Origin of the sequence: Streptomyces sp. NPDC007875 (genome assembly GCF_042868035.1) — a bacterium.
GTDB classification, from domain to species: Bacteria; Actinomycetota; Actinomycetes; order Streptomycetales; family Streptomycetaceae; genus Streptomyces; species Streptomyces antimycoticus.
Map to the genome: position 1 here is coordinate 32,767 of NZ_JBIADZ010000013.1, position 15,217 is coordinate 47,983.

Here is a 15,217-nt window from a genome sequence, read left to right on the forward strand (position 1 = left end):
AAACGCCCAGCTCCCAGCTCCCAGCTCCGATGACCATCCCGCGCACCACCCGCCAGAGGGCCCCGGGTGCGAGCAGCCAGGCCGAACCGCCGCCCGATGAAGCCGCCCAGTCCCCGCTGACGATGACGATCCCGTCCGCCACCAGCGGGCGCCGGGTACGGGCGACCGGCCCGAGCCGCCGCCCCGTGAAACCGCCCAGCACCCAACTGCCGATCCCGATCGGCCAAGCGTCCTCACCGATCCGCAGCGACCCCGGCAACGCCTCCCGCGTCGTGGCCGTGCGGGTCGCGGGCGATCGGTCGCTGCCCTCGGGCAGGCCGCGCGATCGGTCGCGGCCCTCGATCAGGACGAGCCGCACGTCCGGGCGGGCCGTGCGTCCGGGCGAGTCGTGCGTCCGGGCGAGTCGTGCGTCCGGGCGAGTCGTTCATATCGTGAAAACGATGGCGCGACAGCGGTCGGGTCCAGTAGAACTCGGCCATGTTGTGGGTCCTTTTCCTGCTCGTCGCGTGGGGCGCGGCGGTTGTCAGCTGCACACGCCTGTGCCTGGCGGCGGTCGCCGCCGCCCAGCCGCTGGACCCCGATCCGGCGACGGACGCGAAGGGCCTGAATCTGTACGAGGCGGCGTTCCTGTCCGGCGGTCCGCGGCGGGTGGGGGATCTGGTTCTCGTCACGATGTACCGCGAGCGCCGGCTGCTGCTCGTCCACACCGGATGGGTCACCGTCGTGGTCCCGGACGGGCGGGACGAGCTGGAGCGGTCCGTGATCAGCGCGATAGGGCCGGAGGGCCAGTCCCCGGTGCGGCCGGTGCGGACCGCGCTCGCCACCGCCGCCCCCGTGCGGGCACTGGGCGACCGGCTGGTGGCGGCGGGGCTCGCGGTGCCCGCCTCGGCCCGTACGAATGTGGCGGTCGCGGTGCGGCACGTGCGCGCGGCCTGCGCGCTGGTGCTGGCGACGGCGGCCGCCGCGCTGCTGCTGGTGCCGCCCCCGGCGGGGCGCGGTCCGGTGGCCTCGTGGTTCATGCTGCCGCTGCTGCTGACGGTGAGCTGTCTGCTGATCGCCCGGGTCGAGGCGCATCCGTACTCGCGGTGGGCCTCCCCCGCCGGTCAGCGGCTGCTGGGCCGGATCGACGTGCCTCCGCGACGCACCCTCGCCCAGCGCTCGGGCGGCGGCCCGGACGGTGACGACGACGACGGCGAGGTGCTCACCGCGCTCGCGGTGCACGGCACCGCCGCCCTCCCCGACCGGGCGCTGCGCGCGGCGCTGAAGGGGCATTGGGGTCATTGACCCCGACACCGCGGCCCGGTGCTTTACATGGTCATCCGCCGCGCCAAATATCCCTTTCATCGCGCGATACACGAAGGGATGGCGAGTGAGAGCAGCAGCGCTGTACGGCATCCTCGGCCCGCTGTCCCTGTCGCTGGCCATGAGCGCACTGCTCGCGACGCCCGCCACCGGCCGCCCGCTCGCCGCGTCCACCACCATCGCCGCCACGACGGCCACCGCGTCCCCCCCGTCCGCCACGGCCCCGGCCGGTGCGGCGGGCGCGCCCCTCACGGCCCCGGCCTCCCCCGCGACCCGTTCGGCCTCCGCCGTCCCCGTCGCCCCCGCCTGGAATTCCTGGTCCGGCTCGCCCGCATCGGCCGCCACGGCCACCGCCCCGCCCGGTGACGCGGCCGCGGCGCGCGGGGTGGCGCTCGCCGCCCGGCGCGCGGCGGAGCGGGGTATCGCCTTCCGCCGGTGTCCCCGGGCCGAGGCCCTGGCCGCCCCCATCACCTGCGGAAAGGTCTCCGTCCCGCTCGACTACGCCCGTCCGCGCGGCAAGCACATCACCCTTGCCGTCAGCCGGATCCGGGCCACCGGCCCCAAGGCCCGGCGTCAGGGCGCGCTGGTCTACAACCCCGGCGGACCGGGTGCCTCCGGTATGGCGTTCCCCGAGTACGCGGCCGAGGGCGCCTTCCGCCGGGTGGCCGCCGCCTACGACTTCGTCGGCTACGCCCCACGGGGCGTGGGCCGTTCAGCGCCGCTGTCCTGCCAGCGGCCGTCGGCCTACGCCAAGGCGCCGACCAGCTCCCCGCCACACCCCACCGCCGCCTTCAAACGGCGGCTGGTGGCGCGGGCGCGCGCCTATGTACGGGGCTGTGTGCGCCGTGCGGGCCGCGCGCTCGCCCACTACACCACCCTGAACAACGCCCGTGATCTGGAGGTGCTGCGCGCGGCGCTGGGCCAGCGGCGGCTCACCTTCGTGGGCGCCTCGTACGGCACGTACTACGGGGCCGTCTACGCCACGCTCTTCCCGGGGCGGGTGCGCCGGATGGTCTTCGACAGCGTGGTCAACCCGGCCCCCTGGCGGATCTGGTACCGCGACAACCTCGACCAGTCGGTCGCCTTCGAGCGGCGCTGGCGGGACTGGCGCCGCTGGGTCGCCCGGCACCACGCCGTCTACCACCTGGGCACCACCGCGGACCGGGTGCTCGCCTCGTACGAGAAGGCGCGGCGGCGGCTGGGGCACAAGCCGGCGGGCGGGGTCGTCGGCACCGCCCAGCTCCAGAGTGCGTTCCTGCGGACCGGCTACAACGACGCCTACTGGGATCCGGCCGCCCGGGCGCTGGCCGCCTATCTGCACGGTGACTCCGAGCCGCTGATCGCGCTCGCCGTGCCCGATCCGGCGCGGGCGGCCGACGACGAGAACGGCAACGCCGTCTACACCGCCGTGGAGTGCAACGACGCGCCCTGGCCGCGCGCCTGGGTCACCTGGAACCGCGACAACACCGCCCTCGCCCGCCGCGCGCCCTTCGAGACCTGGGACAACGTGGCGATGAACCTGCCGTGCGCCTTCTGGCCGCTGAAGCCCGGCCGTCCCCTCGACGTGGGGCACTTGGAGGCCGTGGGCCCCCGGACGGGGCGGGTCGCGCTGCCGCCGGTGCTGCTGCTCTCAGCGGAGCGGGACGCGGCCACCCCGTACGCGGGGGCGAAGGAGCTGTGGCACCGGCTGCCCGGCTCCTCGCTGGTGACCGAGCGGAAGGCGGGCACCCACGGGGTGTGGGGCGGGCTGAACGACTGCGTCAACCGCCATGTGGACACGTATCTGCTGACCGGGAGGACGCCGGGCCGGGCCGCCTCCTGCGCCCCGCGCCCGGAGCCCGCACCGCTGCCGGCCCCGGCTCCGCTGCCCGAGTCGGGCAAGCAGCCGGCCGCGATCCCGGGCACGCCGTAAGGGACCGCAAGAGGCCGTAAAAGCACGCCGGGCCCCGTACGGGACGACCGTAAGGCCGTCCCGACCGCCGTAAGGGCGTCAGGCCAGACCGGCGACGAGCTCGGAGACCGCCTTGCGCCGCCCGGTGTAGAACGGCACCTCCTCGCGCACATGGCGACGCGCCTCGGAGGCGCGCAGATGGCGCATCAGGTCGACGATCCGGTGCAGCTCGTCCGCCTCGAAGGCCAGGATCCACTCGTAGTCGCCGAGCGAGAAGGACGCGACCGTGTTGGCGCGCACATCGGGGTAGCCGCGCGCCATCTTGCCGTGGTCCGCGAGCATCCGGCGGCGGTCCTCGTCGGGCAGCAGGTACCAGTCGTAGGAGCGGACGAACGGGTACACGCTGACGTAGTCGCGCGGGTTCTCGTCCGCGAGGAACGCCGGGATGTGAGCCTTGTTGAACTCGGCCGGGCGGTGCAGCGCCATGTTGGACCACACCGGCTCCAGGGCGCGCCCCAGCCGGGTGCGGCGGAAGAGGTTGTACGCCTCCTGGAGGGCGTCGGAGGTCTCCGAGTGCCACCAGATCATGACGTCCGCGTCGGCGCGCAGCCCGGACACGTCGTAGGTGCCGCGCACGGTGACGTCCTTGGCGGCGAGCTGGGAGAAGAGCTCCTCGACCTCGTCGGCGTAGCCGGTGCGGTCCTCCGGCAGCACATCGCGCAGCCGGAACACCGACCACAGGGTGTAGCGGATGACCTCGTTGAGGTCCTTGGCCTTCTTACCGGCGTTGGGAGTCTTCTCAGGTGCAGCAGTCATGGCCCTATTCTCGCTCTCCGGCTCCGGAGCCCGGCTCCAGGGGGGCCGCCAGGCCGCCCAGCAGCTCATCGGCCGCCTTACGGGCGCTGCCGACGCACGCCGGGATGCCCACTCCGTCGTAGAGCGCGCCGCACACCCCCAGCCCCGGCACCCTGGCGATCTCGGCGCGGATGCGGGCCACCCGGTCAAGATGGCCCACCGGGTACTGCGGCAGCCCGCCGTCCCAGCGGTCCACCCGGCTCGCGACGGGCCGGGCCGTCAGGCCGACGGCCTCGCCGAGATCGCCGAGCGACATCCTTACCAGGTCGGCGTCGTCCCGCTTCAGATCCACCTCGTCGTCAAACCGCCCGATCGAGGTACGCAGCACGAAGAGATCGGGTCCGGCGTCCCTCAGCCAGCCCCACTTGCGGCTGGAGAACGTCGCCGCCTTGATCGTCCGGCCGTCGACCGGCGGCACCAGGAAGCCGCTCCGTTCGGCGAGCGCGTCCACACCGGTGACCGCGTCGCGCCGGAAGGCCATGGTGACCAGCGCCATCGAGGCGTAGTCGACGGTGGCCAGCTCGGTGGAGGCGGCCGGGGCCTCGGTGGCCAGCAGCCGGGCGGCGGCGGGCGCGGGGACCGCCAGCACCACGGCGTCGGCCGTCACCACCGGCGGGCCGTCCTTGCCGTCCACGGCGAGGGTCCAGCCGTCGGCGGTGCGCCGCAGCTCCCGCACGGGCGCCCCGGTGCGGATCTCGCCGCCCGCGGCCCGTACGGCGTCTACGACCGCGAGCGGCAGCCGGCCGATCCCGCCGTCGATGCCCATGAACACCGGGCCGTCCTGCCGTCGCGCGGCACGCTCGGCCAGCTCCCGGACGCCCTCGGTCAGCGGGCCGCCGGAGCGGGCCACCTCAAAGAGGGTGGGGACCGAGGCGCGCATCGAGGTGCGGTACACATCGCCCGCGTACACCCCGCCCAGCAGCGGTTCGACCAGCCGGTCCACGACCTCGCGGCCGAGCCGCGCCGCGAGGTACTCGCCGAGCGCCACGTCCTCGCCGACCGGTGTGGGCGGCAGCTCCCGGTCGCGGGCGATCCGGGCCAGCCCGTCCTCCGAGATCACCCCGGACGCGGCCAGCGGCGCCAGATCGCCGGGGACGCCCATCACATGCCCCTTGGGCATCGGGCGCAGCCCGCCGCGCGTCCAGAGGGATGCGGTCGCGGTCGCGGGCGGCTGCAGCCGGTCGGCGAGGCCCACGGCGCGCGCCAGCTCGACGCCTTCCGGGCGGCGGGCGAGCATCGACTCGGCGCCGAGGTCGACGGGTACGCCCTCGATCTCCCCCGCGCGCAGCTTGCCGCCGAGCCGTTCCGACGCCTCCAGGAGCGTCACCCGCGCCCCGCCGTCCAGCAGCCGGTGAGCCGCCGCGAGGCCCGCGATTCCGCCGCCGATGACCACGACATGGCCGGTGCGTCCCGTCCCCGGGGAGTTCGCCGCTCTCATGCCCCCACTCTCTCACCCGCCCCCCAGGGCGTGATGTGCCGAGGCCGTCGCCAGGTCGGCCTCGATCCGGGCCGCGGTGGCGCGCAGCGCCGGGAGGAGTTCGCGGCGGGCGCTCTCGGCGGTGCCGCGGCCGGCGTGGGTCGCCACGTTGAGCGCGGCCACCACATGTCCGCGCGCGTCCCGTACCGGCACGGCGAGCGACCGCAGCCCCTCCTCCAGCTCCTGGTCGACCAGGGCGTGCCCCTCTGCCGCCGCGCGCTCCACGACGCGCGCCAGCTCGGGCACGTCGGTGACGGTGTGCCGGGTCAGCGGCCGGGGCCGCACCCCGGCGAGCTGGGCGGCACGGGCGTCGGCGTCCAGGCCCGCGAGCAGCACCCGGCCCATGGAGGTCGCGTAGGCGGGGAAGCGGGTGCCGATGGTGATGTTGACGCTCATGATGCGGACGGTGGGGACGCGAGCGATATAGCGGATGTCGCCGCCGTCGAGGACGGCCAGGGAGGCCGACTCATGGACGGTGCGGACCAGTTCGCGCATATGCGGCTGGGCGATGTCGGTGAAGCCGAGCTCGGCGAGGGGGGCGTAGCCGAGCTCCAGCACGCGCGGCAGCGGCCGGAAGACCCGGCCGTCGGCCTCCACATACCCCAGCTCGACGAGGGTCAACAGCGAGCGCCGGGCGGTGGCCCGCGCCAGCCCGGTGGCCTCCGCGACGGCGCTGAGCGTCATTCCTCCGCCCCGGCCGCCGCCCGCCGTGGCGGCCTCGCCCTGACTCGCGCCCTCCGCCCCGCCCAGCGCCCGCAGGACGGCCAATCCACGCGCGAGCGACTGCAGGAACCCCGCCCCCAGCTCCCGCTTGGCCATCCGCGCGGGGTCCTCGCCCAGGGCCGTCGGCGCCCCGCCCGGGGTGCCCCACACACGCTCGGCGGCCGGGCGTGGCCGCCGGGCCGCCAATGCCGCCTCCATCGCCGGGACTTCCGCACCCAGAGAGCCGAGCACCGCGGCCCGCAACGAGTCCACGTCATGGCGGCTGGTGTGGCTGACCACGTTGACCGCGCAGGCGATACGGCCCGAGGCGTCCCGTACCGGAACGGACACCGCCACCAGGCCCGGCTCGATCAGCTGGTCGTCGGCGGCCCAGCCCTCGCGCGCGGCCTCCTTGACGCGGGCCTCGAAGTCGCCGTCGGAGGCGGGCCGGTGGCGCGGCGGGACGGCGGGGAAGGAGGTGTCCAGGGGGTCCTCGGTGCGGCGGGCGCGCCAGGCGGCCCAGCCGGACCCGGACCACTCGGCGGCGAAGAGCGCGCCGGGGGAACAGCGCTCGGCGGGCAGCAGATCGCCGATACGGAAGGCGAGGGACATGGTGCGGCGGCGGGTCATCTGGACGACGAAGCGCACCCCGTCGCCGTCGGGGACGGCGACCGAGACCGACTCGTCCAGCCCGTCCGCGAGCCGCTGGGCGAACGGGCCGAGCGCGGCGGGCAGTCCGCTCGCGGCCAGATACGCGTTGCCCAGCTCCATCAGCCGGACCGACAGGCCGATGTCGCGCCCGTCGAGCGTCACGTATCCGAGCTGTTCGAGGGTGCCCACCACACGGTCGACCACGGACCGGGCGAGCCCCGTGCCGCGGACGAGATCGCCGGGGCGGACCGTCGTCCGCCCCTCGTGCGCGGCCAGCCGGGTCAGCTCGCGCAGCACGGCGAGACCGCGCTCGAGAGGCCCGACGGGGCCATTGACAGGTGGTGGCACCGGGCTGAGACTCATCACCAGCCGATTATGAACGAAGTTTCACTCAGCGAACAAGTAGCGAGCCGCTTGGACCACCACAGCGAGGGGACGATGTGATGCGCACGACCGTCGGCATCATCGGCGGCGGGCCCGCCGGACTGCTGCTCGCCCGTCTGCTGCGCCGCGCCGGGATCGACTGCGTGGTGCTGGAGAGCCGGGACCGGGCGTATGCCGAGCGGCGCCAGCGGGCCGGGATCCTGGAGCAGGGCACCGTGGATGTGCTGCGGGAGTGCGGCGCCGGCGGGCGCCTGGACCGCGAGGGGCTGCCCCACCAGGGCATCGAGCTGCGCTTCGAGGGCCGCGGCCACCGCGTGGACTTCCCCTCCGCCACCGGCGGCAAGTCGGTGATGGTCTACGCCCAGACCGAGATCGTCAAGGATCTGATCGCGCTTCAGCTGGAGGAGCCGGGCGGTCCCTCGCTGCTGTTCGAGGCCGAGGCACTGGCCATCGAGAGGCCGGACTCCGCCGCGCCCGTCATCCGCTTCCGCCACCGAGGCCGCGAGCAGACCCTCACCTGCGACTATGTGGCGGGCTGCGACGGCTTCCACGGCATCGCCCGGCGCGCGCTCCCCGCCGACCGGGTCCGCACCTTCGAGCACACCTACCCCTACTCCTGGCTCGGTGTGCTGGCCGATGTGGCGCCGTCCTGCGACGAGTTGATCTACGCCCGCCACCGGCGCGGCTTCGCCCTGCACAGCATGCGCTCCCCGCAGGTCTCCCGGCTCTACCTCCAGGTGCCGAACGACACCGATCCGGGCGACTGGTCCCATGAGCGGATCTGGGACGAGCTGTCGGCCCGCTTCGCCCTCGACGGGGACTGGACGCTGGAGCGCGGCCCGATCACCGCCACCTCGCTCACCCCGATGCGCAGCTTCGTCCAGGAGCCGATGCGCCACGGGCGGCTCTTCCTGGCGGGCGACGCCGCGCATATCGTGCCGCCCACCGGCGCCAAGGGGCTCAATCTGGCCGTCACCGACGTGATCACGCTGGCCCGTGCGCTGATCCACCACCAGGAGACCGGCTCGGCCGAGCTGCTGGACGGCTATTCGCAGACCTGTCTGCGCCGGGTGTGGCAGGCCGAGCGGTTCTCGTACTTCATGACGGACACGCTCCACCGCCGCCCGGACGAGAGCCCGTTCGAGGACCGGGTGCGGCTCGCGCGGCTGGAGCGGATCGCCTCCTCCCCCACCGCCTCCGCCGAGCTCGCCGAGAACTACGTCGGCCTCCCGCTGTCATGACCGCCCCGGGCCCGCTCACCCCCATGAGCCCACCGGGCTCCCGCGCCACCGGCAGCCCGGACGCGGGCCGCTCGGTCGCGGGCCGGATGCTGGCGGTCCTGGACGCGTTCGACGCCTCGCACCGCTCGCTGTCCCTCACCGCCCTCGCCCGGCGCGCCGGGCTGCCGCTGGCCACCGCGCACCGGCTGGTCGCCTCGCTCACCCGCTGGGGCGCCCTGGAGCGCGACGCCACCGGGGCGTACCACATCGGGCTGCGGCTGTGGGAGGTGGCGACGCTCTCACCGCGCGGGGTCGGGGTGCGCGAGGCGGCGCTGCCGTTCATGGAGGACCTGTACGAGGCCACCCATGAGAACGTCCAGCTCGCCGTGCGGGACGGCCTGGAGGTGGTCTATGTCGAGCTGATCTCGGGACACTCGGCGGTCCAGGTCCGCACCCGGGTCGGCAGCCGCTGGCCGCTGCACGCGACCGGCGTCGGTCTTGTGCTGCTCGCCTACGGGCCGCCACGGCTGTACGAGCGGGTGTGCGCCCGCCCGCTGCGCCGCTACACCGAGCTGACCATCCAGGACCCGCACCGGCTGCGGGCCGCCCTCGCCGAGGTGCGGCGCACCGGGATCGCGGTCAGCGACCGGCAGATCACCATGGACGGGCTGTCCATCGCCGCCCCGGTGCGCGGACCGCGCGGGGAGGTGGTGGCCTCGCTGTCGGTGGTGGTGCCGGCCGCGGAGGGGCGGGCCCCGGGGCTGATCCCGGCCGTGCGGGTTGCCGCCCACGGCATCTCCCGTACCCTCGCCGCCGCCCTGGGGCAAGAGCCCGCCGCGGAGGCTTCCGGTCGGTGAAAGACCCCGGAGCGCGCCTTGCCGCGGCCGATATCCGGCCACATTCTGTGTGGCACATACCGAGCTGCCGAGCCTGAACCGCCCAGGCCCGAAGGGGGACATGGAGACATGCCCGAAGTGACCGCAGAGCCCACCGCGCAGGGGCGGGAGGCGCCCCGGGGCGGCTGGCAGCCGTACCACACCCTGTGGGCCATGCTGCTGGGCGGCTGGCTCTTCTCGTACGCCGACCGCACGATCACCGGCCCGGTCGTCACCTGGCTGATCGAGCACGACCACGCCATGCTGGGCTCCGCCAGCCATCCGCACGCGCTCGGCGGCCTGATCGGCAGCCTCTTCTTCGCGGGCTACATGCTGACCCAGTTCCCCGGCGGTTATCTCGGCGACCGCTTCGGGCATCGCACCATGCTCGCGGTCTCGCTGCTGTGGGCGGGCGTCGCGACCCTCGCCAGCGGCCTGATGACCGGGCTGATCGCCTTCGTCGTGCTGCGGGTGCTGACCGGCCTCGGCGAGGGCGTCTTCTACTCCAACGACCGCTCGCTGATCGCCCAGCGCACCCCGCCCGCCAAGGCCGGTCTGGGCATGGGCGTCGCGATCACCGGGCTGGCCATCGGGCTGACGGTCGCGACCATCAGCGCGCCGTATCTGATCGACTGGGGCGGGGAGGTGCTCGGCGAGGAGGACGCCTGGCGGATGCCGTTCCTGGTGCTGGGCGGTGCGACGCTGGCGTTCGGCTGGGTCACGGCGGTCTATATGCGCCGCATCGGCGGTCCGCTCAAGGCCACCGGCTCCACCCTGCGGCTGCTGGGGATCTCCGCGGTGCTGTGCGCCGCGGTCATGGCGGTCTATCTGATCGCCGACGGGGCGGGGTTGCCGAGCTGGGGCGTGGCCGTCCTGGAGTGCGTGCTGGCGTTCCTGCTCATCGGGGCGATCTTCGCCCGGCGGAGCAGCAAACTGGGCTCGGTCTCCCGGAACCGCAATGTGCTGCTGCTCAGCTTCGCCTTCATCGCGGTCATGTGGAATCTGTGGTTCTTCAGCTTCTGGTCGGTGTCGATCGTGGCGGACGCCGCCCACAGCTCGTTCCAGAACGCCGCGCTGGTGGCCACCTTCAACGCGGGCGCGGGCATCCTCGGCTTCCCGGCCGGGGGTAGGCTCTCGGACCGGGCGAAGGCCCGGGGATGGGGGCGGCGACCGCTGCTGATCGCGTTCACCGTGGTCCAGGGCGTGCTGGTGCTGGTGTTCGCCGCCTATCTGCAGACCAATGAGAAGCCCTCCCTCTGGGTGATGTCCATCCTGCTCTTCGTGACCAGCCTGTTCTTCAACGCGCTCCAGCCGATGGCGCACGCGCTGCTCAACGATGTGGTCGACGCGGCCGAACGCGGCGCGGCCTTCGGCCTGTTCAACCTGGTCGGGGAGATCGGCGCGGTGGTCAGCCCGGCCCTCAGCGGCACCCTCTTCGACCACTACGGCAGCTGGACGCACGCGGTCTATATCGACGGCGCGCTCATGCTCGCCAGCGCGGGGCTGTATGTACTGATCCGGGAGAACACCTCGCGCGCATAGGTTGGTCCCCTAAAGCCGGACATCCAGTGGCGGAGGGGCATACATGGCGGCGGCACGACGCATGGTGGTCATCGGGGGCGACGCGGCGGGCATGTCCGCCGCGTCGCGGGCGCGCAGGCTCAAGAGCCGGAGCGAGCTGGAGATCCTCGCCTTCGAGCGCGGCCAGTTCACCTCGTACTCGGCCTGTGGCATCCCCTACTGGGTCGGCGGGGTGGTGGACGGCCCCGACGCGCTGGTCGCCCGTACGCCCGAGACCCACCAGGGCCGCGGGATCGACGTACGGACGCACACCGAGGTCGTCGAGATCGACCTGGCCGGGCAGCGGGTCCTGGCGCGGGACGTCGGCCCGCACGGTAAGGGCGACGAGCGCTGGCACGGCTTCGACGACCTGGTCATCGCGACCGGCGCCCGGCCGCGCCGCCCCGACATGCCCGGGATCGACGCCCCCGGCGTCCACGGGGTGCAGACCCTGGACCACGGGCGGGCGCTGCTGGAGACCCTGGAGTCCACCCGGGTCGAGCGCGCGGTCGTGATCGGCGCCGGATACATCGGGGTGGAGATGGCCGAGGCGCTCATCCAGCGCGGCTGCCAGGTCACCGTCCTGGAGCGCGGTGAGCAGCCCATGTCCACGCTCGACCCGGACATGGGGCGGCTGGTGCGCGACGCGATGTCGGGGCTCGGCATCGACACCGTGACCGGCGCGGAGGTCACCGAGGTGATCACCGGCGAGGACGGCCGGGTGCGGGCCGTGGCCACCAAGGTCAGCGAATACCCCGCCGACCTCGTGGTCCTGGGCCTCGGAGTGGCCCCCGAGACCACGCTCGCCCAGGAGGCGGGGCTGCCGGTGGGCCCCTACGGCGGGCTGCTGACCGACCTGGCCATGCGGGTGCGCGGTCACGACAACATCTGGGCGGGCGGCGACTGTGTCGAGGTGCTCGACCTGGTGTCCGGCCGCACCCGGCACATTCCGCTGGGCACCCACGCCAATAAGCACGGGCAGGTCATCGGCGCCAATGTGGGCGGCGACTACGCGACCTTCCCCGGTGTCGTCGGCACGGCGGTCAGCAAGGTCTGCGATCTGGAGATCGCCCGCACCGGGCTGCTGGAGGCCGAAGCGGCCGCCGTGGGGCTGAAGTTCGAGGCGGTCACGATCGAGTCGACGAGCCGGGCCGGGTACTACCCGGAAAGCCGGCCGATGACGGTGAAGATGCTCGCCGAGCAGCGCACGGGACGGCTGCTCGGCACCCAGATCGTCGGCCGCGAGGGCGCGGGCAAGCGGGTCGACATCGCGGCGGTCGCACTGACCGCCCGGATGACGGTGGAGCAGATGACGGCACTGGACCTGGGCTACGCCCCGCCGTTCTCCCCGGTGTGGGACCCGGTACTGGTGGCGGCGCGCAAGGCGGCGGGCACCGTGAAAACCAGCCCGTCCGGCGCTTGAGGAGCGAGGCTCGGGACACCGGACCTGAAACCAGCCCCTCGCGCGAAAACCAGCCCCTCCGGCGCTTGAGGAGCGGGGTCCGGGGCGGAGCCCCGGTTGTGGGAAGGGGCGGGTAGGGGAAAGCCCGCCGCAGGCGCGCCACCCCACCCGCACCAGACCCGGCAGCGAGTCACCGGCGCACCGCGCCCCCGCTTCGCCGATCAGCCCGCGCCGTCGATGACCCGAAGCGCGAGCCGCACCCGCTGGGCCACATGGCGGGGGCAGCTCCACGCCTCGGGGTCGAGGGGCCGCTCGGGCGTGTCGTACTCCCGGGGCGCGTACAGATGGTTGAGATGGGCGCCGTAAGGGTCCTCGTGGAAGCCGAAGTGACGGCGGCCGACCAGTTCGGTCAGCACGTCCCAGGGGTGCGCGTCCCCATGCGGGCAGGGCTCGGCCGCCGGGGCGGTCCGCACCGCGCCGAGGATCGCCCGCAGATCCCGGTGGACGGCCTCGGGCGGGGGCTCCTCACCCGAGGTCACCGACCAGCAGGCGACCAGCAGCAGCACCAGCCGCTCGCGCGGATCGGCCGGGCCCGCCGCGAACCGCCGCGCCGCCCACAGCCCGGCGTCCTCCGCGGCCTGTCCGTCCCGGCAGCGGAAGCGCACGGCGTGGGTGAGCCGTTCGACGTCAAGCCGTCCATCTGGACGTACGAGCACCTCGTCCAGATGGGCGGTGCCCCGGAGGCCGAACAGCCGCTCCCGGCCGGTCCGCAGATGGTCCAGTGCCTCGCGGGCGATCGCGGCGAGGAAGGCCGGGCACAGCCACGCCTCCAGCGGTGCCGTCTCCAGCTCCTCCCGGTGCCAGTGGCGGTAGACACCCCGGCCGCCGGGGCTGAGCAGATGGATGCCCACGGTGGCCTGCTCCGCGGTGTCCCGGCCGACCTCGGGGTGGTCGCCCTCGCCGTGCGCGCAGGACGCGTCGCCGAGGCCGGGCAGCACCGCCTCCAGGGCGTCCACCATGGTGTCCAGGACCCACCGGTCGCGGATCCGGCCGCTGGCGGCGTACCAGCAGGCGGCGTGCAGGACGACGACGAGCCCGGCGCGGTGATAGCCCAGGGGGTTGGCGACCAGGTTCCTGGCGTAGGCGGACAGCTCCTGACCGGGGTCGACGGCCGCGCTCGGGTAGTCCCAGACGATCGAGCGCAGATCCTCGGCGCGGCGCGCGTCGCGGGCCGGGAGCCGGGGCGGGATGCCGCCCACGCTGCCGGGGGCGATGATGTCCACGGCGACTCGCGCGTACCCGGCTATGTCGCGCGGGCACAGCCACTGCTCCTTGCTCGCGTCGTCCTCCCAGTCGGTGTCCTCGTCCTCGGTCAACCCGTTGGTGAGCAGCGGCAGATCGTCCACGAAGTGGTCGATCCGGTCGTCCAGATCGCTCTCGTAAGGATGCGTCCGGTGGGCGCAGGGCAGGTCACGCAGCCGCCGGTCGGTGGCGTGGAGTGCGTCCAGGGCCGCCGCTGCGACGTCCTTACGGGAGAACCGGCCGATGTACGCGGCCATCATGACCAGCCCGAGCGTCCAGGCGTACGCCTCCTCGCCCGCGGGATCGGCCGCCAGCCGCCTGGCACAATCCAGGACCGCCCGGTCCGCGTCGCCGCCATAGGTCTCGTGGAGGATGCCGTCCCAGTCGTCGACGAAATGGACACACTCTGGCGAATCTGACAGCGCGGCGGCGGGCATGTCGGTCATGCCCCTCACGACGCCACGGGAGGCACGCGGGTTCCCGCTTGGTTCAGACCTTCACAGAAGGTGCGCGCGATGCGCTCCTTGTGTGCACATACTCCACGAGACGGGTCAGTGCGTCCGGGTCGGTGCTGGGCAGCACGCCGTGGCCGAGGTTGAAGATATGCCCCTCCAGCCCCTGGGCCGCCTCCAGCACTTCCTCCGCCTTGGCCTCGACGGCCGTACGCGGGGCGAAGAGCACGGCGGGGTCGAGATTGCCCTGGAGCGCCTTGCCGGGGCCGACCCGCCGGGCGGCCTCGTTCAACGGCACCCGCCAGTCGACGCCCACGACGTCCGCGCCCGCCTCGCCGAGCAGCCCGAGCAACTCGCCCGTGCCCACGCCGAAGTGGATGCGCGGCACTCCGTATCCGGCGACCGCGTCGAAGACCTTCCTGGAGGCGGGCAGCACGCTGCGGCGGTAGTCGGCGGGGGCGAGGGCGCCCGCCCAGGAGTCGAAGAGCTGGACGGCCGAGGCGCCCGCCTCGATCTGGACCTTGAGGAAGGCGACGGTGATGTCGGCGAGCCGGTCGAGCAGCGCGGCCCACAGCGCCGGGTCGCCGTACATGAGCGCCTTGGTGTGCTCGTGGTTACGCGAGGGGCCGCCCTCGACCAGATAGCTGGCGAGCGTGAAGGGGGCGCCCGCGAAGCCGATGAGCGGGGTCGCGCCGAGCTCGCCGACGAGCGCCCCGACGGCCTCGGTGACGTACTTCACATCGTCCGGATCGAGCGGACGCAGCCGCTCCAGATCGGCGCGGGTACGGATCGGCCGCTCGACGACGGGCCCGACCCCGGGCTTGATGTCGAGGTCGATACCGATGGCCTTGAGCGGCACGACGATGTCGCTGAAGTAGATGGCCGCGTCCACCCGGTGCCGGCGCACCGGCTGCAGGGTGATCTCGGTGATCAGGTCGGGCCGCATGCAGGACTCGAGCATCGCGGTGCCCTCACGCAGCTTGCGGTACTCCGGAAGCGAGCGCCCCGCCTGCCGCATGAACCACACCGGCGTATGAGGCACCGGCTCCCGACGGCAGGCCCGCAGAAAGGCCGAATCGGCTGTGGCAAGAGCCGCGGCGCGGCCGGTCTGCTGCTGGCCCGAGGGCCGCTCATTGGCGCTCAT

11 protein-coding genes are annotated in these 15,217 nt (G+C 73.7%); 6 read left to right on the plus strand and 5 right to left on the minus strand.

Going from position 1 to position 15,217, the window contains the following annotated elements:
• Nucleotides 1-477: 477 nt before the first annotated feature.
• Both ACFYOY_RS26050 and ACFYOY_RS26055 read left to right on the plus strand, forming a co-directional pair.
• Nucleotides 478-1,284 (plus strand): TIGR04222 domain-containing membrane protein, encoded by an 807-nt coding sequence (locus ACFYOY_RS26050; protein ID WP_388589925.1) that lies wholly within the window; start codon nucleotides 478-480, stop codon nucleotides 1,282-1,284.
• Between the two features lie 85 nt (nucleotides 1,285-1,369).
• Nucleotides 1,370-3,214, plus strand: coding sequence for an alpha/beta hydrolase (locus tag ACFYOY_RS26055; RefSeq protein WP_388589928.1), 1,845 nt, complete (start codon nucleotides 1,370-1,372; stop codon nucleotides 3,212-3,214).
• A 78-nt stretch (nucleotides 3,215-3,292) separates the two neighbouring features.
• On the opposite strand, the gene hemQ is transcribed toward ACFYOY_RS26055, so the two are convergent.
• Genes hemQ through ACFYOY_RS26070 form a run of 3 tightly spaced genes read right to left on the minus strand, consistent with a single transcriptional unit; the run spans nucleotide 3,293 to nucleotide 7,241 of the window.
• Nucleotides 3,293-4,009 (minus strand): hydrogen peroxide-dependent heme synthase, encoded by a 717-nt coding sequence (hemQ, locus tag ACFYOY_RS26060; RefSeq protein ID WP_216347829.1) that lies wholly within the window; start codon nucleotides 4,007-4,009, stop codon nucleotides 3,293-3,295.
• Between the two features lie 4 nt (nucleotides 4,010-4,013).
• Entirely contained in the window at nucleotides 4,014-5,486 is a 1,473-nt protein-coding gene (gene hemG / locus ACFYOY_RS26065; RefSeq protein ID WP_351879046.1) for a protoporphyrinogen oxidase, read from the minus strand.
• Between the two features lie 12 nt (nucleotides 5,487-5,498).
• Nucleotides 5,499-7,241 carry an IclR family transcriptional regulator C-terminal domain-containing protein gene (locus ACFYOY_RS26070; RefSeq protein ID WP_388589931.1) on the minus strand — a complete coding sequence of 581 codons (1,743 nt, stop codon included), beginning with the start codon at nucleotides 7,239-7,241 and terminating at the stop codon, nucleotides 5,499-5,501.
• 80 nt (nucleotides 7,242-7,321) lie between these two features.
• On the opposite strand from ACFYOY_RS26070, the gene ACFYOY_RS26075 reads away from it, so the two are divergent.
• The 4 genes from ACFYOY_RS26075 (at nucleotide 7,322) to ACFYOY_RS26090 (ending at nucleotide 12,340) form a co-directional block, all read left to right on the plus strand.
• On the plus strand, nucleotides 7,322-8,503 hold the full coding sequence (locus ACFYOY_RS26075) for a 4-hydroxybenzoate 3-monooxygenase (protein WP_351879052.1): 1,182 nt from the start codon (nucleotides 7,322-7,324) through the stop codon (nucleotides 8,501-8,503).
• A gap of 23 nt (nucleotides 8,504-8,526) precedes the next feature.
• Entirely contained in the window at nucleotides 8,527-9,339 is an 813-nt protein-coding gene (locus tag ACFYOY_RS26080; protein ID WP_351879055.1) for an IclR family transcriptional regulator, read from the plus strand.
• Nucleotides 9,340-9,447: 108 nt separating this feature from the next.
• Nucleotides 9,448-10,899: an MFS transporter gene (locus ACFYOY_RS26085; RefSeq protein WP_351879057.1), complete on the plus strand. Its 1,452-nt coding sequence runs from the start codon at nucleotides 9,448-9,450 to the stop codon at nucleotides 10,897-10,899.
• 43 nt (nucleotides 10,900-10,942) lie between these two features.
• On the plus strand, nucleotides 10,943-12,340 hold the full coding sequence (locus tag ACFYOY_RS26090; protein WP_388589935.1) for an FAD-dependent oxidoreductase: 1,398 nt from the start codon (nucleotides 10,943-10,945) through the stop codon (nucleotides 12,338-12,340).
• Between the two features lie 200 nt (nucleotides 12,341-12,540).
• Here ACFYOY_RS26090 and ACFYOY_RS26095 read toward each other — a convergent pair whose 3' ends face one another.
• Nucleotides 12,541-14,067, minus strand: a complete 1,527-nt coding sequence (locus ACFYOY_RS26095; RefSeq protein WP_351879063.1) for a hypothetical protein — start codon at nucleotides 14,065-14,067, stop codon at nucleotides 12,541-12,543.
• 43 nt (nucleotides 14,068-14,110) lie between these two features.
• Entirely contained in the window at nucleotides 14,111-15,217 is a 1,107-nt protein-coding gene (hemE, locus tag ACFYOY_RS26100) for a uroporphyrinogen decarboxylase (protein WP_388589938.1), read from the minus strand.